Source organism: Lentibacillus sp. Marseille-P4043 (assembly GCF_900258515.1).
GTDB lineage: Bacteria > Bacillota > Bacilli > Bacillales > Amphibacillaceae > Lentibacillus_C.
In genome coordinates this window covers 1,696,102-1,716,127 of the sequence record NZ_LT984884.1, presented here as the reverse complement: position 1 = coordinate 1,716,127, position 20,026 = coordinate 1,696,102, and the positions used below count along the sequence as shown (strand labels likewise).

The 20,026-nt window shown below is 35.9% G+C and carries 16 protein-coding genes and 1 pseudogene; 9 read left to right on the top strand and 8 right to left on the bottom strand.

The window, feature by feature from the left end:
• Positions 1–232: 232 nt before the first annotated feature.
• Together C8270_RS20455 and C8270_RS08390 are read right to left on the bottom strand one after the other, a co-directional pair.
• Entirely contained in the window at positions 233–487 is a 255-nt protein-coding gene (locus C8270_RS20455; RefSeq protein WP_267894863.1) for a flagellin, read from the bottom strand.
• A gap of 120 nt (positions 488–607) precedes the next feature.
• On the bottom strand, positions 608–1,753 hold the full coding sequence (locus C8270_RS08390) for a flagellin N-terminal helical domain-containing protein (RefSeq protein WP_106496396.1): 1,146 nt from the start codon (positions 1,751–1,753) through the stop codon (positions 608–610).
• Between the two features lie 374 nt (positions 1,754–2,127).
• Between C8270_RS08390 and C8270_RS08385 the strand changes: the two are divergent.
• A pseudogene (locus C8270_RS08385) lies at positions 2,128–2,436 on the top strand (IS110 family transposase); the annotation flags it as partial.
• 575 nt (positions 2,437–3,011) lie between these two features.
• On the opposite strand, the gene C8270_RS08380 reads toward C8270_RS08385, so the two are convergent.
• The 6 genes from C8270_RS08380 to C8270_RS08355 form a co-directional block, all read right to left on the bottom strand.
• Positions 3,012–5,609, bottom strand: coding sequence for an ATP-grasp fold amidoligase family protein (locus C8270_RS08380; RefSeq protein ID WP_106496395.1), 2,598 nt, complete (start codon positions 5,607–5,609; stop codon positions 3,012–3,014).
• A 679-nt stretch (positions 5,610–6,288) separates the two neighbouring features.
• Positions 6,289–6,924 carry a class I SAM-dependent methyltransferase gene (locus tag C8270_RS08375; protein ID WP_106496394.1) on the bottom strand — a complete coding sequence of 212 codons (636 nt, stop codon included), beginning with the start codon at positions 6,922–6,924 and terminating at the stop codon, positions 6,289–6,291.
• A 344-nt stretch (positions 6,925–7,268) separates the two neighbouring features.
• The gene (locus tag C8270_RS08370; protein ID WP_106496393.1) at positions 7,269–8,327 is read right to left on the bottom strand and encodes a glycosyltransferase; all 1,059 of its coding nucleotides are present in this window, start codon (positions 8,325–8,327) and stop codon (positions 7,269–7,271) included.
• Between the two features lie 28 nt (positions 8,328–8,355).
• A complete protein-coding gene (locus C8270_RS08365; protein ID WP_106496392.1) occupies positions 8,356–10,287 on the bottom strand; it encodes a tetratricopeptide repeat-containing glycosyltransferase family 2 protein in 1,932 nt (643 codons plus the stop codon).
• 98 nt (positions 10,288–10,385) lie between these two features.
• Positions 10,386–11,201: a flagellin N-terminal helical domain-containing protein gene (locus tag C8270_RS08360; RefSeq protein WP_106496391.1), complete on the bottom strand. Its 816-nt coding sequence runs from the start codon at positions 11,199–11,201 to the stop codon at positions 10,386–10,388.
• A 72-nt stretch (positions 11,202–11,273) separates the two neighbouring features.
• Positions 11,274–11,465, bottom strand: coding sequence for a carbon storage regulator (locus tag C8270_RS08355; protein ID WP_106496390.1), 192 nt, complete (start codon positions 11,463–11,465; stop codon positions 11,274–11,276).
• Positions 11,466–11,613: 148 nt separating this feature from the next.
• Between C8270_RS08355 and C8270_RS08350 the strand changes: the two genes are divergently transcribed.
• From C8270_RS08350 to C8270_RS08315, 8 genes are all read left to right on the top strand, one after another.
• Entirely contained in the window at positions 11,614–12,759 is a 1,146-nt protein-coding gene (locus C8270_RS08350; RefSeq protein WP_158701662.1) for an SEC-C metal-binding domain-containing protein, read from the top strand.
• 571 nt (positions 12,760–13,330) lie between these two features.
• Positions 13,331–13,612, top strand: a complete 282-nt coding sequence (locus C8270_RS08345) for a hypothetical protein (protein WP_106496388.1) — start codon at positions 13,331–13,333, stop codon at positions 13,610–13,612.
• The gene (locus C8270_RS08340; RefSeq protein ID WP_106496387.1) at positions 13,600–13,857 is read left to right on the top strand and encodes a hypothetical protein; all 258 of its coding nucleotides are present in this window, start codon (positions 13,600–13,602) and stop codon (positions 13,855–13,857) included. The genes C8270_RS08345 and C8270_RS08340 overlap by 13 nt, the downstream gene beginning before the upstream one ends.
• A 253-nt stretch (positions 13,858–14,110) precedes the next feature.
• Complete coding sequence (locus C8270_RS08335) at positions 14,111–15,445, top strand: short-chain fatty acid transporter (RefSeq protein ID WP_106496386.1); 1,335 nt, start codon at positions 14,111–14,113, stop codon at positions 15,443–15,445.
• A gap of 1,452 nt (positions 15,446–16,897) precedes the next feature.
• Positions 16,898–17,068, top strand: a complete 171-nt coding sequence (locus C8270_RS19900) for a hypothetical protein (RefSeq protein WP_158701661.1) — start codon at positions 16,898–16,900, stop codon at positions 17,066–17,068.
• Positions 17,069–17,078: 10 nt separating this feature from the next.
• Positions 17,079–17,615, top strand: coding sequence for a hypothetical protein (locus tag C8270_RS08325; RefSeq protein ID WP_106496384.1), 537 nt, complete (start codon positions 17,079–17,081; stop codon positions 17,613–17,615).
• Between the two features lie 312 nt (positions 17,616–17,927).
• Positions 17,928–18,425, top strand: a complete 498-nt coding sequence (locus C8270_RS08320) for a PH domain-containing protein (protein WP_106496383.1) — start codon at positions 17,928–17,930, stop codon at positions 18,423–18,425.
• A complete protein-coding gene (locus C8270_RS08315; RefSeq protein ID WP_106496382.1) occupies positions 18,425–19,903 on the top strand; it encodes a PH domain-containing protein in 1,479 nt (492 codons plus the stop codon). Before C8270_RS08320 ends, C8270_RS08315 begins: the two co-directional genes overlap by 1 nt.
• Positions 19,904–20,026 lie beyond the last annotated feature (123 nt).

The following is a 20,026-nucleotide window of genomic DNA, read 5'->3' as shown; positions in this document are numbered from 1 at the left end:
GGTATAGTATGCCAGAGCTACTCATTTGTTAATCCCTTAAAGTAAGTGCCAGGTACCAACGCAATTCAGAATTGTTTCAGTACTTGGCACTCTCTTCCAAGGGCAAACAAATGAACTCCGGCATGAAAACACCGGGGTGTCAGACCTTATCCTTTAGAAACGTCCCTATTAATAAAAAACTATGAGGCCTTAACAATCAATTCCAGCACAAAGCTTATTTTCAGACCCTCACTTATTTCAAAAACTGTAATAGCGACTGAGGAATTTGATTAGCTTGTGAAAGCATTGCTTGTGATGACTGCAATAACACTTGCTTGTTAGCTAACTTTGTTATTTCTTTAGCCATGTCGAGATCCCTTAATTGTGATTCTGCAGCTGTGAGGTTCATTTTATAATTTGATACATTATTGTTAATATGTTCTAAGGCATTTTGATAAGCGCCAAATCTACTGCGCTCTGATGTTGCTTTTTGAATAGCAGTATCAATTTTTCCAATCGCTTTTTGTGCTTCTTCCCACGGATCTATTTTTATACCGTCTATTCCCAGTGCAGTAGTACTCGCATCTGTTAAACCAATATTAAAAGTTTCGCCTGATTTGGCGCCAATTTATAACTTAATTGTTTTTGTCTCGTCAAATTCATTATCTGAATTACCGATATTACTATGAATATCTGTGACCAGGTCATTTTTTAATTTATCTTTAATTTGATCAGAATTAGAGATGCCAGTTGTATACAATTTTCCACCTGTATAGTTCACTATGTCATCATATGCAGTTTTGTCAGTTTCATCATATGAACCATTCATAGTACTACTAAAACCAAACACGTACGATTGAATATCATCATCATCAAAGCCGTATGATATATTGCTTCCCTCCAAGGCTTCTTTCGCCGTGTTTTCTGTCCCAGTTCCATTTTCATTACCAACGTCAGTAAAAAGCACAAAAACTTTTTTTGAATCTGACCTATAACCTAGTTTTTCCCCAATTTCCCCTGTTGGAGTAGCTTCTTCCATGTATTGATATGGTTTTGTCCCGCTATTTACCAGTGTAGAGCCAAGTCTTTTCATGTTTTGCTTTATTGTCTCGGGATTATCAGATAATGGTTTGTATAAAGGATCTCTAGTAGTTGTAATATTCACAATTCCTACTTGTGCATCCATTGAATTATTATCTAATTCGGTTACAAAATCTGAGATCCCATCCGATACTGCTCCAAGTTGTGTTGAAGAGTTGTTTGCATTTCCCATACTCCCTGAGTAATCTACTAGAAACACAATATCAACTTTTGCCTTTTTTCCAGAAGAAGAACCATTCATTTCCTCAGGTCTCCCCGGAATTAACGGTTTAATCTCATTAAATTCTGTATCGTTGGCGATATCATTAATCCCCTGTTTTATTTGCTCTATTTCCTTTTGAATCGTCTGTTTATCCTCGGTCGTTAACGTGTCGTTTGAAGCCTGTACAGCTAATTCCCTTAACCGTTGTAAGTTAGGGCTGACAATTTCCCCAAGTCCGCCTTCCGCTGTCTGAAGTAATGATATCCCATTCTGAATATTTTGCTCTGCTTGTTCCAGTCCACGAATCTGGGCCCGCATTTTCTCGGATATACTCAGGCCAGCAGCATCATCAGCGGCTTGATTTATTCTTTGACCAGAGGAAAGCTTTTGCATTGAACCTGTGATAGCTTTACTATTTTTTTGCATTTTGTTATATGTATTTAGCGCCGAAATGTTGTGATTGATTCGCATAGTTATACCCCTCGTATACTATATTTAGGCTCTTTCATTTAGCCTATTAATTCCAAAAAACCTGCTTTAAGAAATCAATAACTTGGACGCTCTGAAATATTCCTAGATAATGGTCTTAGGATCATTTGGGACAATTCTTTCACTCCTTGTGGCTTACCACATTATAAAGACTGTTTCCCAGTGTACGTGTCGATCTTCATACACGCAGGCTGTACACCTTGATGTTCGAACCCGGATGGTAGTAGCCCGGGGCGGCTTTCGATGCAAGGATAGTACTCATACACGAGGCTGCTGATCAGCGTCCACACTAGGGATATCTCAGAGCGTCCAAGAAACAAGTTCCAATGATTCTAAATCGAAGGGAGGAATACCCCATGAAATTATTTGTCGGATTAGATGTGAGTTCGTTTGATATCAAGGTTTGTTTTTTAGACGGGGAAGGAGAGAAGCTTAAGTCCTTCACCATCCAGAATGATCTTCCAGGTGCAACACAGCTCAGAGATACCATTCTTAATACAGCCAGAGGCCAGTCAGTTGATGTGCTGCGAATCGGGCTTGAATCCACCAGTGTATACAGCTTTCATCCATCCATGTTTTTACACAACGATGAATTTATGCGAGGCCTGGGGGCGAAAGTATTCGTCATGAATCCCAAGCAGATTGCCAACTTCAAAAAAAAATGGCATAGGTGGGTCTAATCAATGTCTTTCTTTAGTAGGGATCGGCACTTTGGATTCACAATGCTGATTTACATGTTCACCTATGGATTCCATAATCATAGCTTTTAGCTTTAGATGGTTTATCCTAGTAGTTGAGCATTTTCCAGAGTTCACTCTAGGAGCTTGGTTGCTGTTCACCCAATCTTTTCTTTTTTCAAACCACCACGGTTGTTGTTTCCGACTACGTTTTGGGTATGAAAAGCTCTAAGGGGTTTTCAGCAATTCAACCAATTAAAATTATACTCTCTAGTCGTTACCAGCTAGGACGACTGTGCTTGTTACAGCCTAAACAGCAGTTGAAGCATAATCTACGTCACGGATAAGAGATTTCGTAGCAGGCTAGGTTTTCGGATGATTTATTTAAGTAATTAAAAGTATGGTATAAATTAACTAAAATGTATCAAGTGTAGCACACTCATCAGAAATTAACTGTTTTAATAGCTTTAATTGTGTCACTGAATACGACTATCTATTTGACATATCAATTGCAGAAGCATATTCATCATCTTCATCTATTAACGTTAACCCAATAGTTGCAGTCATTCTTTTAAATTAGTCAAATCCAAGAATGAGCCAATCTCTAAATCATAATCATTTGGCTTAAACAAACCTTTACCATTATGGGGATAAAACGTTAGTTCACCAAAGTATATCCTTCCATTTAAATTATATAAATCTACTCTGACAAATGGGAAATCCTGAGATAATATTTTTGCTATTTCAATCATTAATGCGAGATTCTTTGGCTTTTTTAAATTAACTGTAGACATTGAATAGTTATACTCAAACGGCATCTTATTCCAATTAATATCATATATATTTTGTTTATGAACTTGAAAACGGTCTAAGTCTACTTGAATTAGTTTGGGTTCACCATTAAAGCAAAATATTTTGTAGTCTTTTGCTGGAGTTCCATCCTCGTCAACTAAAAATTTCTCACATATAATCCTTGGGTTAATATTTTTGTAAACCCATTCTCTACCTAAATTGTAGTAATTAGTGTTTAACCAATTATTGATTTTTTCAAATTCAGCATTCCAATCTAATAACTCTTTATTATTACAAATTATATTCCACCCACTACCATGTGTTGCTTTTAAAGCAAATTTATTAGGTAGTTTTGCTATATCTATTTCATCCACACTACTGTAAATACCATATACCTCATTTAATATAAAATCTAGACTCTTTTCTTTTAAATACTCTCTTACATCAAATTTGTCTGCACATCTTACCATAAGAGGATCTCTATAATTTAATTTCAACCACTGAATTTTTTCATTAAAAGTTTTTGGATTTTGTAGATCTATTTCTTTACCAAATCGTTGCTTATATTCTTTTTCTACTATTTTTTGATCAATTAAGCTTGGCTTACTAAGAGAGATGGATTCATATTTATCGGAAATTTCATTAAATACATTAGCTAATTTCTTAGTGAGATTACCTCTTTCAAAGTTTTTAATATCTTTATTTAACTTTTCGGCCTTTTTATTTCCATTCTCCCAATCACGATACATTAATAATAAAGCCTTTTCTATTGAGTCTATGTTATTAAAATCAACATTTATACCTGCATCTAATTTATACAATAATTTATCAACTACACTTTCCTCTGGTGATAAAGATAAAATTGGCTTATTTAACCTAAGATATTCAAAAAGCTTACCTGGATACATTGCTTTATTCTTTTCTCCCGGTCCAACAACTAAAAGTAAGGCATCCATCCTTTGAGCTTTTTCTAAACTGTTCTGATGTTCTAAATACCCTCCAAAAAACACTATATCTTTTAAGTTTCGATCATCTATATACTTGTCCCACTCATGTTTATTATCAATCCAACCGAGGTCTAATTTTATTTTTCCTTGATCAATTTGCCCTTTATTAATTAAATTACCAACAGCTTGTATAATAGTCTTAGGAGTTCTAATTGAATAAAACAAACCGTTATGGAATATTGAAAAATAATCATTTCGTTTTTCACTAACATTATTAAGGCTTGAAAAATCTATTTCATCATAGCCATTTGTTATCGTTTCTAGTTTTACATTATCAACACTAAAAATTCTTTTACAATTCATTGTAGATAACGGGTTTACATTTATAACCTTATCCGCAAAATGAACAATTTCATTTTCCAAAAGAAAACTTAATTTATGATAAATATTTTTTTCATCAAATTTTAAATATGGATTGTTCGACCATTCATCCCGAAAATCAGCAACCCAAGGTTTCATAAACTGGCTTTTAAGATAATAACCGACGATATGATCTGAATATGGACCAGATGTAGTATAGACTAAGTCGATTTCATTCATATCCACTAGTTTAGATATATTCGTAATCACTTCATAGGCGAATATAATTTGATTATCCGGAATAAGAGTCAATTTTTGTGTTTTATTTAAATGTGAAACATATTGTTCAATTATTTTATTATTTGATATAATTCCTTGATAAAGTTTAATAATCTTATTCATATAATCATTTGTTATTGTACTAGGAACCTGAGCTCTAATAACACTTATATCACTTGGTAATTCCTTTTCTATAGAATTATCGCTAAACACACTCTGGGAATCTAAAGAATCTACAGTTAGAACAACTGGATCCCAACCAAAGCGACGCAAATATTTCACGAATTTTAGTGTACGCTGCACACCAGATCCTCCTAATGGTGGAAAAATATATGCAACCACTAATACTTTTTTTAAATTTCCATTATCTATTACATGCAAATTATCGTCATTTGCTTTATTATAATCTATACTATTTAATATATTATCTATTTCATCTTGCAAATTAGAATCTCTACTGAATTTTTTAGCAAGTTGGTAGTATTTATATGATTCATCTAATTTATTTTTAAGCTGAAATAGGTAACCTAAATTGTAATAAGTGTCCGCATTATAATTATCTAGCTGAATAGCATCTTTTAAAGCCATTTCAGCCAATCGGTACTTTCCTTCATGTATAAGAGCCATAGATTTAATATGATGCATCTCTATATCATTTTGTATTATTTTTTCATACTCAAATATTAGTTCATTTGCTGCTTTTATATTGCCTTCACCAATTAAATTTAATATTTTATCTTTTATAGTTTTTTTATATTGTTCGAGTTCATCATTGTTATGCATAGTCTATGCCCCCTGCTGTCCAGTAGTTCTTTTTCCCAAATTTAAAATAAATGATAATACTAAGTGTTACTTTATTCTATTTTATCTAAAAGTAGCATGGTCAGGTAACTAATTTAGATGAACCTAAAGAAGGTTTATCAATTGATGCTGAGGGGTTTATAATTGCTATCATAATAGAAACAAACTGTATTAAAGGCACGTAAACAACAGCCAAGCTTACTTATCTTTTTGTGAATGGAAAGGAATAGCTCAGTCCAGCACTATCCTCTTGGTACCTTGACGAAGCTTATGATTTCAAATTAGGTATCAACAAAACAATTAAAAAAGGGTAATTTTCTTTTTATTATATTCACCACAATATCTTTAACTTCTAATTTACAACGAGTCTAAGCAATTACCCAAATATTATTCCGAATCGTTAAAAATCATTTGCTTTAGCTATTTAATGCCTCGATTTAATTTATCAATTACTGCTCCGGTATGGTTTCTTCTAGAAAAAATAAAGATAGCAATTTTCTTATTTAAATTGAAGGTATTCAAACAGTTATTAGGATATGTAATTTTATTTTTTGCTTCATTCATTTTACGATAGTTACACGAAAATAAAAGGAGCTTATCTAGACCAGACCTTCTTATCATAAAATTCTACATAAAAAAATCCAGGGATATCCTATCCATCCTATTTGACTTTTTGAACTATCCAGTTATTTGGACTTACAGCCACTTGTTCATACCAATTAGGAAGTTGTGAAATAAGTTTAGTAGGGCCGGGCCAAGATGGAACATCGTCAAATACAATAAATCCATCTTTAGATACAAAGGGACTCCAAAATTCAAAATCCTTTTTTACAGAATCATAATCATGGGAAGCATCAATAAATAATAAGCCTATTTTTTTGTTTATATTCCAAATCCTAGAGGCCGTTATTGTGTCACTGCGAATCGGCTCTGCAAATGATTCTAATCCATTTTGAATTATATTTCTTTTAAACTCCTCGAACAATTGATCTTTGGAATAGTTTGCTAATAACTTATTATGTTCTGGAGAACCTTCCCATGTATCCACTGCAAATACTTTACCTTCTCCGCGATCTTGGACCGCACTACCCAACCAAATGGTACTTTTACCTTTCCATGATCCTAATTCAACTATATTTCCATTTGGTGCATGATTCCCAACTAATTGATAGAGTGACATTCCCGCACTATCATGTAACCACCCCTGTACATGTGAAACTTTTACTTTTATATCTTCAATTCGGTATTTCAATTCCTCTTCTGGATTTGAAACCATAAAATTCACCTTTTTTTTCATCTATGGATATACCTTTCCCTTAATGGCATGCACAGTCCCTAGTATCTTTACCTCTATAAAAGGATGTTTAATGTCATTCCTTTTGCGGACTCGATCAACGTCGAATAGTTTTCATCTACATCAATTGCCCTCGACGCAATTCATAAGATGATATAACTTTAAATTAAATTTTATAACTAAAAATCCTAATCCTTTTTCTCAATTTCAGGTTTATACCTGATACCAAAACAAAACTTTTTGGTACTTGATTTCAAACTGATTGGCGGGTAAGGTAATAATGGTGCACCTCCTACTTTTTAATTAGATAAGAAAATGTGTGCCCATTTCAACCGAATAGGCCAATTTTATTTTAATAACCCAAAACGTTCTACAGCTGGTAGATACCCCAGCTCAGCTGATAACTGATAATATTCTATAGCTTTGCTAAGACTACCAATCACCTCATAATAAACACCTAAATTATAGGCTGCTAAATAACTACATGTACCCCGAACATATTCAGTAAACTTACCATTTTCCAAAGTTAAACATTTTAAAAAACTCACCTCTATTTCCCCCATTAAAATCCCTGCTTTATCGGGATGCTTTAAGCAATATTCTAAGTAAAACATACCTTTAGCAAAATGAAAATCGGAAAGATAATTAAGTATCTCTTCATTATGGGAAATAATTTCAAACAGTTTCACTTCACCAAATTCCTTGCCACTATAAATAAGCTCTACTACAATTTCAGCATAATATGGAACAGTTCTTTTTGTTATTGCATATGACTTTTCAAGAAACCTAAACGCTTCCTTATATTGTTCACTTATTCTTAATTCCTTGCCCAACTGGAACAGATAGTATGAATCGACAGGGTTTCTCTTTGCTTCCTTTAATAATAAAGGAATATTCCTTTTGCTTTTATTGGTCTCGAAATAGCCATCATGTTTGACATTTAAATTCATGTTAACTTTAATTTTATCACTAACCAATTGCTCATGAATCGCACCAGTGTATCTTATATCTTTCGGAAAAAATCTGGATACATATGCTTTGGAATGATGTTTCTGATTACCTTTCTTAAAATGGCTATCAATCAGAATCCTACCTATTGCATTCTCGGACATAACCTTTTCCAACTCATTTCTTGCCCCATCTACGATAAATTCATCAGCATCCAGAACCAATATATAATCACCTGTGGCGTGCTCAATAGAATAATTACGAGCTAACGCGAAGTCGTCACACCATTGAAAATGGAATACCCTGACTTTCGGGAATCTCTCGACAGTATTTATGGTTTGATCGGTTGATCCAGTATCCACTATCACAATCTCATCCACGATATCTTTCACACTGTCAAGACATCCCCCTATACTTTTTTCTTCGTTTTTTACAATCATGGCTAAAGAAACTTTCAAATGAAGCCCTGCTTTCCATTATCCTTTTTTATTTACTCACACAATTGATTTTTTCCAAATACACGCTATTTGTGAATAACTTATTAGCCTGTTTAATAGTATAACTAAATAAATTGTTATCTTTTGTGTGATCTAAAATATAACGATAAAACCGAAAGTCATGTTTATAAATAAGTGTAGCAAACTTAGCCACTTGTATGGCATCGTCTTTGTTTTTTGTTTCCAAAAGGCTATTTATAACATTGATAAAATCCTGGTTTTCAAATGAATTCCAATCACAATTGTCATATAACTGTAATGCCTCCACTTTTAGCCCATAAAGGTACAATACCCTAGCCACTTTCGCGATAGTCTTTTGATCAACTGTTTCAATATCCTCTAATATGACATTACATAACGGAATATTTTTATAGGATAACAGCGCTTGTAATGAAAATAAGATCAGTTCTTCGTCAAACGTATCAATACTCGTGTATCCATCTACTAAATCAATTAATGCTTTATATTGTTTAAATTGTTCAAACGGTTTTAAAATCACGGCTAAGCTACCCTCTTGATTCAAATGCTCTCGTAACAATAAAAGATCGATAATGTGAATCCAATTTGCTTCCAAAAGATTTTTTAGAATTTGGCCATCCGAAATCTCATCAAGATCTTCAATAGTACCTTCCCCATTTACACATAGGTTCTTTAACAAAGCAACTTGATATAATATTTTATTATCCTCATGATACTCGCTTAACAAACGCAATGCTAATTTTGGATCACCAATGTCAAAACATACTTTTACATAACTTTTTATATTTTGAGAAGCTATTAGCTCATTTGAAAATAAAAAATTTGCTATTTCTTCATCTGAATGAAATTTGTTTAGTATATATATTATCTTTTTGATAATTTCTTCATTATACTTATTGATATTCAACACACTAACATAGTGATAAATAGCTCCGTTATAATCCTCTTGAAGAAGAAAAATTTCACCTAGACGAAGATGAGGTCTTTGATCTTTTAAATCCGGTCTAAAAATTATATGATCGTAATCTTCTTGATGATTTACGATTTCTTGAAATATTTCCTTTGCGTCTTCAAGCTGCCCCCTTTGAAAAAAGACTTCTCCTTTCAAATAGGGGAACTCAGGTGAGTTCGTGTATATATTCGCAGCATCCTCAATCACATTCAAAGCATCATTATATCTTTTTAAGTTTACCAAACAAAGAATAATTTGAATTAACGTAGTAGAAACCCATGCAAGCCGAAAATCACTTTTATTCTTATAAGCTTCCAAGTATGAATCTAAAGCTTTTTCGTATTCTCTAATAGAGCTATACTCATTTCCTAAGTTAAAATAATCGAATGCATTTTTACTACCACTATTCATTTCCATATCAATTAACTCTTTATTTCGATTGTTTTTTTGCTTTTCCGTAACTATATTTTTTAAATATCCTGAATGAAAAATTAACAAACTGGAATTTTTACTTTTTAATGGTTCACCTGTTTTATTTTTAAATTGTTCATGAATCTTTCGATAATATTTGATTTTTCCGTTATTTTTGTAAATCCTATCGTGAAAATTTTGAATTAGGGTTTCTCCAAAATTTCCAGCGAAGTTTAAAATTTTTGCATAGTAAGAGTCATATTGGTTATTGTTTATTTTAATTTCATGAATAAATTGTTTGAAATTCTCCTCATCCACATATTCATCCGCATCTAGCACAAGTATCCATTCACCTGAAGCTTTTGAAGCAGCGTAGTTACGTGCAATTGAAAAATCATCCACCCATTCAAAGTCATAAATTTTTGATGTATATTTAGACACTAATTCTTTAGTATTATCAGTAGATCCCGTATCTACAACAACAACTTCATCTACTAAATGGGTAATGGATGATAAACAGCGTTCAATAACTTTCTTCTCATTTTTTACAATCATACATAATGAAATAAATGGTTTCATTTTGTTAAGCTCTCCTTAAGAAGTAATAAATTCAATAGAAATATCGTGCCATTTTATATGTAGCACGATATTTCCTTCAATTTACTACCATATTAAAATTATCGAAGTAATTGTAACACGCCTTGTGGTTGTTGATTAGCTTGAGCAAGCATTGCTTGGGCTGCTTGTGAAAGAATTGAACTCTTAGTTTGGTTCATCATTTCTTTAGCCATATCAACGTCTCGTATACGTGATTCAGCTGCTGTTAAGTTCTCAGATGAAGTACCCAAATTGTTAATTGTATGATCTAAACGATTTTGTAGAGCACCAAGTTGAGAACGTTGCTTAGAAACAGCTTCGATAGCGGCATCTAAAGATGAAATAGACGAACTTGCCGAGCTATTAGATCCAACTGAAATTGTTGTTCCACTAATACTCAATCCTGCTGTATCCATAGCCGAAATTTGAACATTAATAGTTTGGTCAGCGTTAGCCCCAATTTGTAATGTTCCAGAGAAGCTTCCACCTAATAAATTTTGAGTGTTAAATGCTGTAGTATCAGCAATTCTATCAATTTCAGACATTAACTGATTCAATTCATCTTGAATCGCGTCACGGTCTGCTGTTACATTGGTATCGTTACCACCTTGAACAGCTAGCTCTCTCATACGTTGTAGAATAGAGTGTGTTTCATTTAAAGCACCTTCAGCAGTCTGGATCAAAGAGATACCATCTTGAGCATTTTTAGAAGCCATATCTAAGCCACGAATTTGTCCACGCATTTTTTCAGAGATTGCAAGACCTGCTGCATCATCCCCAGCCTTGTTAATACGTAGGCCTGATGATAATTTCTCCATTGAACTCATTTGTGCATTGTTTGCATTACCCAACTGACGATACGTGTTAAGCGCCGCAATATTGTGATTAATTCTCATAATTAATCTACCTCCATGTTTTTGTTTTTTTTAGCAAGCCACATCCATATGCCTTGCTTTTATATAATATCTCTAGCTAGTAGAGTTATTACCCTTGTACACTTCACCACGCACAATATTAAATGATTGTGGTGCGTTGATTCGTAGTTGCAGATAGTTACTTAAATTTGCATCTGCCTTCACTACTTCAATCTCAATTTCTCTTCCATGCTCATCGGTGATGTATAGCTTTTCACCGGGTTTTCTACCTAACGTTAACGCCATGGCGGATCATCCTCCTTGATGATTCATTATATATATCGGCTGGATTGATTCGTTGTTTAATACTTTTTATAAATTTTTTATCAAAATTTGTTACAATAGCACTACAATTGGTGAAAGGATGAACAAATCCATGTCTTTCTTGGAAAAAGTGGAACCGTATATAGTAAGTGATGATAAATTTTTAAGGTATTTTGCTTTGGATGCGATCGAGACCAGTCATTTTGGGTCAGAGCACACCTTTTTTCTTGCATTAGAGGCGCTGAACAAGCTGCCTGCGAATGCTAGAACGAACCCGATCATACCGCATACGAGGAATTGCCCTGTTACGGAAAGTGTTTTAATAGAGGTAATTAAGCGCATGCGAAAGAGGGATGCGAATTTAGCTTGGTATGGGTCTATTTTGGAAAATTGCCCAACGGAACTTCTTGAAAAATATAAGGATCAACTGGAGGAATTTTTTAATAGCGAGGCACTGCATTATACTATCCGGTTGCTTTCGCTTGATACTGAATCCTTATTTGAAGAGGCTGCGGGAGTGATGCATGCCATCGATGAGGAAGGGTTTAACAGTAATGTTTTCAACTTCGGGAAACGTGTTTTTCGGGAATTGATAAAACGTGGTGAGTACAATGAGGGAAGCTTCTGGGAAATCGAAAATGTGATTAGGAATGAAGCTTTGAATGAGTATGTCTCCATGGATGGGATTTATAATGTTTTTCTTGCAGGTGAACAACATGTAACTTCCCTCATTCCAAGTCTTGCTGGTTTTTTACCAAGGGTGGAAGAAGACATGTTATTGGACGAAGTAACAGCCGCTTTGATCAAAATCGGCACGGAAGATGTGTTGCATGAGGTGGAGAAATATCTTCAACATGAGGATACGGCAATTGCGGCAGCGGAAATCATCGGCGCTATTAAGCACCCGGATGCTGAGCGAATTCTACTGCATCATTTTGATAAAACGACAGATCTGACAACAAAGACACTTATTGCTGAAGCTTTATGCCTGCAGCTATCTGTTGCCTCCATTCCAAAAATCGAAAGCCTGATCGAGGAAGGCTATGATGATACAATGCTTGATCTTGTGGAAGTGTTGTATGCGAATTGTATGATCAATGGTGTCGATCATCCGAAACTTGAAGAGTGGAAGCAGGACCTCCTTGAAACGGATGCTTATTGGGAGAACTATAAGAAGGAAACGATTAAAAAGGAAGCAAAAGAGAAAGGGATCGGACGGAATGATCCTTGTCTTTGTGGGAGTGGTAAGAAATTTAAGAAGTGTTGTGGGGAGTGAGGTTTCGTCTTTCCAACCTTTTTTAGAAAGTGTAGATAGGCTATAACCTTAACCGGACAGAAACGCAGCAAACAAGACATCCATAATAATTTTCATCAAGTCCACTCCCTTACATTTAGTAGTATAATAATCGAAGCGCGGTCGACAAAATCCAACAAACGAACAAAATATGAATTTATCGATAAGAGTGGTCTAATAAGTTGCATTAGAAAAAATTGTTCTCAAATTCCTTTGCTACACTTCCTCAATTTACTCATTATTAATTAACGTATCATAATCAACAATTCTTCATGATTATATGTTATAATAATTAAAAATATAGGAAGAGTTAGAAAAAATGATAATAAAAGTATCCTCTGGAAATAAGGCTAATATATACTTTAAAGAATTAAGAAAAGGTGATATTCGAAAATACGGTTTATAAAAGAAAAATGGGTGGTTTAAATGGGGCGATGTGTTCGCTGGCAGGGAAAATAAACTGTTTGGAATGTTCATTACTGGGAATAATGAAATTTAAGGAATAATTGCAATTCAAAAACATTGGGAAAATCAGCTTATTCATATTGAGCTTATGGAGGCGGCACCTCAAAATAAAAGTTCCAATCCAAATCAAGTATACGCAGGTATAGGCAAAAACCTTTTATGTTTCGCAATTGACGTAAGTTTTCAATGTAATTACGATGGTTATATTGGTTTGTTTGCTAAAAAAAATAAAAATGAGGAATATTACCGTAAACTTTGGGCTATTCAATCAATGTATAGCATACCACCGTATTATTACTTTCCGACAGATAAATCTGCAAAATTAATTAAAAATTATTTGCCAGGAGGTGTTCGCTGGTGTCACGGTTGAAAGAATTTGCTTTTGAATCAACAACAACAGGAATTCGAGCATCTAGGCGGAGTGTAAACTTAATGAACAGCAAAAGGAAATTTATTGATGACATGGATGAAGCTTTTCCAAGTGGTATTTTCACAACTCCTAACGGCAAAGTTCCTAACTTACGATTTCGTGATATGCACGAATGGTGTCAAGAAAATGGCAAAAATCCGGAAACACTGACGAAAGAAGAACTTGAGCAATTTAGAGTTAAATAATGTGGAAATACCGGCTTTATTAACGAAAATGCTCAATAAAGGAAGTAACTACCCAATAAGGTTGTTACTTCTTTTATTGTTTAAATGGGACATGGGGGCGGGTTTCTTGTTCAACGGTGCCATCCCTATGCCGCCGTTGAACAAGCCATCGGGACACCTAACCTGTCCACATGTCTCCCCCCAAGCTGTTTGATACCTTTAAATCATATTTTTAGATTTTACATGCTTTTATAATAATTAGGGAGAAATGTTTATGTTCAAATCATTAACAAACTTTTTTGACCGAATGGTTCAGCGCTTCTTACCGGATGCGTTTCTATTTGCAATCATTTTAACGTTCGTCGTTTTTGTATTGGGGATTACCTTTACGGATAGCTCGGCCGTTCAAATGGTCGAACATTGGGGAACCGGTTTTTGGGATTTATTAGCGTTTGCGATGCAGATGTCACTCATCGTTGTGACTGGTTACATACTTGCAAATACACCATTTGTGAAAAAAATATTATCGAAAATCAGTACATTGGCAAACACTCCAGGACAGGCCATTTTACTTGTCACGTTTGTTGCTGCAATCGCTTGTCTGATCAACTATGGATTTGGACTTGTTGTCGGCGCGCTGCTTGCGGTCCATGTGGTAAAACGCGTGCCAACTGTTGATTACAGGTTGTTGGTGGCCAGTGCATACAGTGGTTTTTTACTGTGGCATGGAGGGTTTTCTGGGTCCATTCCTTTAACCATTGCGACTCCTGGGCATTTTTTAGAAGATACAATGGGGACGATTCCTGTTACAGAAACACTTTTTAGCAGCGCGAATATTTTCATTGTCGTTGTTTTACTGATTACACTTCCATTATTAAACTGGTATTTAATGAAGACAAGGGATCCGCTAGATGGAAATTCGGCCTCTGTCATAGCAGAAACTGCTGAACCTGAGCTTCATGAGGAAGTACAAGCAAAAGCAGACATGACACCGGCTGACAAGTTAGAAAACAGCCGGATCATATCATTAATCATTGGTATATTAGGTCTTGCATTTATTGTTTATCATTTTGTCGAAAACGGATTTGATTTAAATATTAATATCGTTAATTTCATCATGCTTTTCCTTGGTATACTTTTGCACAAAACGCCACGCCGTTATTTAAACGTAGTGAATGGAGCTGTTAAAAATGTTGGTGGCATCATCATTCAATTTCCATTTTATGCTGGGATTATGGGAATGATGGTTGCATCTGGCTTGTCACAGCAAATGTCCATGTGGTTCGTCGATATTTCAACTGAATTTACGCTGCCACTGTTCTCATTTATTAGTGCTGGTATCGTTAACTTCTTTGTACCTTCTGGCGGCGGACAATGGGCAGTTCAAGGTCCAATCATGATCCCGGCAGCATTGGAAATTGGTGCAGACACCGCCAAAACAGCCATGGCCGTAGCATGGGGGGATGCATGGACAAATATGATTCAACCTTTCTGGGCACTCCCACTGTTGGCGATCGCAGGCTTAAAAGTACGAGACATCATGGGATTCTGTGTGATGATTCTGCTATGGAGCTTTATTCCAATCGCTATTGGGCTGTTGTTTTTTTAAATTGTGTGGGACGTGGGGACAGGTTTCTTGTCCCAGGCGCAAACCCTTGTCCCTGTTGGATTAGACAGTGGGACACCTAACCTGTCCCCATGTCCCAGTAATATTGATCCATAATAGTGCGAAAAGACAATAAATTATGGTATACTGTTAGTAATCTTAAGAAATACTACGCATATACATTTAGGGTTGCATGTGTAGAGTATGAAGATATAGAGCCTTTACATAAATTTTATAGGAAAACGAGTTTAAAATTATTCAAAAAAACGATAATGGATATTTAATAAGTTATGTTCGTTTATAATTGGTCAAAAAGTAATTCCCACTTGAATTGACAGGTGGGGATTACTTTTTTTGATAATCAATAATAAATAAACTTTATCAGAACTTGAGCATTAATAGAAATTTGAAACCCCACCCTGATCCAATCCGTACAATAACTGGGACGCGGGGACAGGTTTCTTGTCCCAGGCGCAAACCCTTGTCCCTGTTGGATTAGACAGTGGGACACCTAACCTGTCCCCATGTCCCAGTAATATTGATCCATAATAGTGCGAAAAGACAATAAATTATGGTATACTGTTAGTAATCTTAAGAAATACTACGCATATACATTTAGGGTTGCATGTGTAGAGTATGAAGATATAGAGCCTTTACATAAATTTTATAGGAAAACGAGTTTAAAATTATTCAAAAAAACGATAATGGATATTTAATAAGTTATGTTCGTTTATAATTGGTCAAAAAGTAATTCCCACTTGAATTGACAGGTGGGGATTACTTTTTTTGATAATCAATAATAAATAAACTTTATCAGAACTTGAGCATTAATAGAAATTTGAAACCCCACCCTGATCCAATCCGTACAATAACTGGGACGCGGGGACAGGTTTCTTGTCCCAGGCGCAAACCCTTGTCCCTGTTGGATTAGACAGTGGGACACCTAACCTGTCCCCATGTCCCACTGGGAAGTTTAAGGTTTATTGTGAGTATGAGGTTTTCGTCAAAGATGCAAAAAAATATTCTCTTGTCCCCTTTTCCTCAAGGGAACAAGAGAATATTACATCCCCTGTCCTATTACTTATCTTTTTTTGTCCTTATTTGCCCTCGATAATCTTGGTAAATCTCTATTAGTCCGAGTTTTTCAGCCTTCTCATAAATTTCTTTAGTTCTCTCATATGAGTCATGAAGGGATTGATTTCTTTTTTCTAATAAGCTCATATTAGACTTTAAACTGGGACGTGGGGACAGGTTTCTTGTCCCAGGCACAAACCCTTGCCCCTGTTGGATTAGCCAGTGGGACACCTAACCTGTCCCCATGTCCCACTAATATTGATCTACAATAGTACGAAAAAGCAATAAATTATGGTATACTGTTAGTAATCTTTAGAAATACTACGCATATACATACACTAAAGGGATGTGATGTTTATGTGTAATGAGGAGGATGAGGATATGGCTACAAAAGCATTAGAAACAAATTATACCCTCAACGAATATGAAGCTAAGGAGATACTTATGACTCCAAGAAAGCTTATAAAAGAATCCCACATCTTTAATGACATTAACTTATCACGTGAAGAAAAAATTAAACATGCGGCAAGTATCCTTAAGTCGCGTAGATAAATGCAGATAAATGCAGATAATTAGTTTAAGTTCATTAATACATGCCGATAAAACAGATGGGAGAGAAGTTCAAAAATATCTCTCCTCCTTTGCCTGTAAACAAAATACAGATGTTCAATCTTATTTACATAATAAAGCTGCCAATAGTGAAAAAAGAGGATTCTCACGCACAACTTTAATAATTGATGATGAAAACAACAATGATATAATCGGTTATTTCACATTATTGATAAAGAATTTTGATTTCACCGATGTGTCTGGCACAATCAAAAGTAAATTAACAGGTAACAAAAAGGCTACTTCATTTACAACAATTCTTATAGCGCAATTAGGCAGGGCTGATTCTTATAAAGGTAAAGTAACTGGTGGCCAAATTTTAGAAATTGCTCTAGAGCGTTGTAGTCTAATAAATGAACTTTCAGCCGTTAGGGTTGCATGTGTAGAGTATGAAGATATAGAGCCTTTACATAAATTTTATAGTGAAAACGAGTTTAAAATTATTCAAAAAAACGATAATGGATATTTAATAAGTTATGTTCGTTTATAATTGGTCAAAAAGCAATCCCCACTTGAATTGACAGGTGGGGATTACTTTTTTTTGATAATCAATAATAAATAAACTTTATCAGAACTTGAGCATTAATAGAAATTTGAAACCCCACCCTGATCCAATCCGTACAATAACTGGGACGCGGGGACAGGTTTCTTGTCCCAGGCGCAAACCCTTGCCCCTGTTGAATAAGCCGGTGGGACACCTAACCTGTCCCCATGTCCCCCGGGAACGGGCACATGTCCCGGCCGGGTGGGGAAGAAAAACCCCACGTGCTCTACTAAGTATTTTTAGAAAGGTGAAGTTATTATGTATGAGAATATTAAGGAACCGGATAGGCGGATTGCGAGGGATGCGATTAGTGTTTGGCGGTTGGCTAATTTGCTTGGGCATTTGCTTGTCCTTATTGTTATAGCTGTTTTACTTGTGCTTGATTATAAACTGGATTGGTATAATTGGGTTTCTTATGTTTTATGGATTTGCTTAGGTGTGGACTGGATTTCGGCTATTTGGTCGGTTGGGATCGAGCCAGTTCTTATTCAGAAATATTGGCGCTATGGCATTGATGAGGAGTTTGTCAAATTACGGCATGGCAGGTGGATTGCCCATCATCAGCTTATTCCAATGACAAAGGTGCAATATGTCGGACTGAAGCAAGGACCGCTTTTTCGCAGATTTGACCTGTACACGCTATCCATTGGTACGATGGGCTCGAAACACGATATCCCAGCAATCCCCAAGGAAGAGGCCTTGGCACTGCGAGATGAAATCGCCACTCTTGCTAAAGTGAAGGAAGTGGAAGACTGATGCAGAACGGAAAACGCATGCACCCGATGGCAATGATCGCCGCTTATATCAAAACGGTAAAAGAGGTTTTCTTCCTATTTATTTTACTATTTATCGTGAATATCGCTTCTCACGCCTGGTGGGTGGAACTTGGTCGTGTCCTGTTCATCGCTTATCTCGTTTATCGCTTGTTTGCGGTCGTACTGGAATGGATGCGGACCCGCTATGTACTAAGTGAAGAGGCGGTTGAACTTGATCAGGGGGTTTTCACAAGGAAGCATCGCAGCATCCCATATCAACGTGTGCAAAATGTGCAGTCGAAAACACCTTTTTATTTGCAACCATTTGGATTGACATCACTCACACTGGAAACAGGAGCTGAAGGTGATGAATCCTCCCTCACGTTTGGTGCTTTGAAAGTAGAAGAAGCAAAACGCATTGAGGAAACGTTGAATGCATATCGGAATAGGACAACACATAAGGAAACGGAAGCGGTATCGGAGGAATACGTGGTTGATGAACAAATGGAAGTCGAACAAGATGTACCCATTCATCATAAAAAAACAATCCACTTTACGCCAACGAGGAAGGACATTCTAAAAGCTTCCGTGCTATCGTTTAGCTATGTACTGTTGATCCCGGTGCTATTGTCCATTTTTCAAAACATCGATGAAGTGTATGATGTTTCCACGATGGCGGAAGATGCATATGATTTTCTGGTTCGTTCTTGGTATCTCATTTTAGCGGTTATTGTGGTATTCATCCTGATCGCTGTTTCGTTTGGTTTGATTCGAACCTATTTAAAATACGGAAAATACGAGATTTCCTCTGATGATGAGCGAATTTATATTCGAAGTGGTGTGCTGAATGAACAGTATTTTTCCATTCGTAAACAAAATGTACAAGCCGTTAAAATTGAGCAATCACTATTAAAACGGATGCTAAAGCTGGCTGAAGTGAAGCTAGTTAGTGCGGGCAGCCTGGATTTTGCTGGGGAAGAAATCAACTCCCTGTACCCATTTTTACCGGCAGATCGTGCTTATACGTTAATTGAGGAATTACTGCCAGGGTTCGAAGTAAAAACGGACATGGAACGCTTACCGAGAAGATCACTCGTTGCGCGCTTCATCCGCATTCCATGGATTTGGCTGATCGGGACAGGATTATTAATCTTTTTCAAGCCAGAGTTGTGGTTCTTGTCCTTCGTGTTATTGGCACTAACGGTTTTCTATCGAATCATGGACTATAACGTGACACGATTTTTGACACACGGGAAATTCATCCAGTTCCGGTCGGGTGGTTTTTCCGCTACGACATTCATCACCACACGGAACAAAGTGATCGAATTTGAATTAAAACAATCGCGATTGAAAAAACGATTCGGCCTAGCAACAATTGAAACAACCAACCGCGCCAAACCCGTCCACGTCCAAACACTAGCAGACATCACATCCGACATGGCCCAAGAAGCCTTCGTGTGGTATAGCAGGAGAGAATAGTGGGACGCGGGGACAGGTTTGTTGTCCCAGTCCTGTTTGGCGGAGTGGCGGGGGTTTGGGGCTGGGACGCAGGGACAGGTTTGTTGTCCCAGTCTGATATCCCATAGTAGTGCGGGTTGGAGG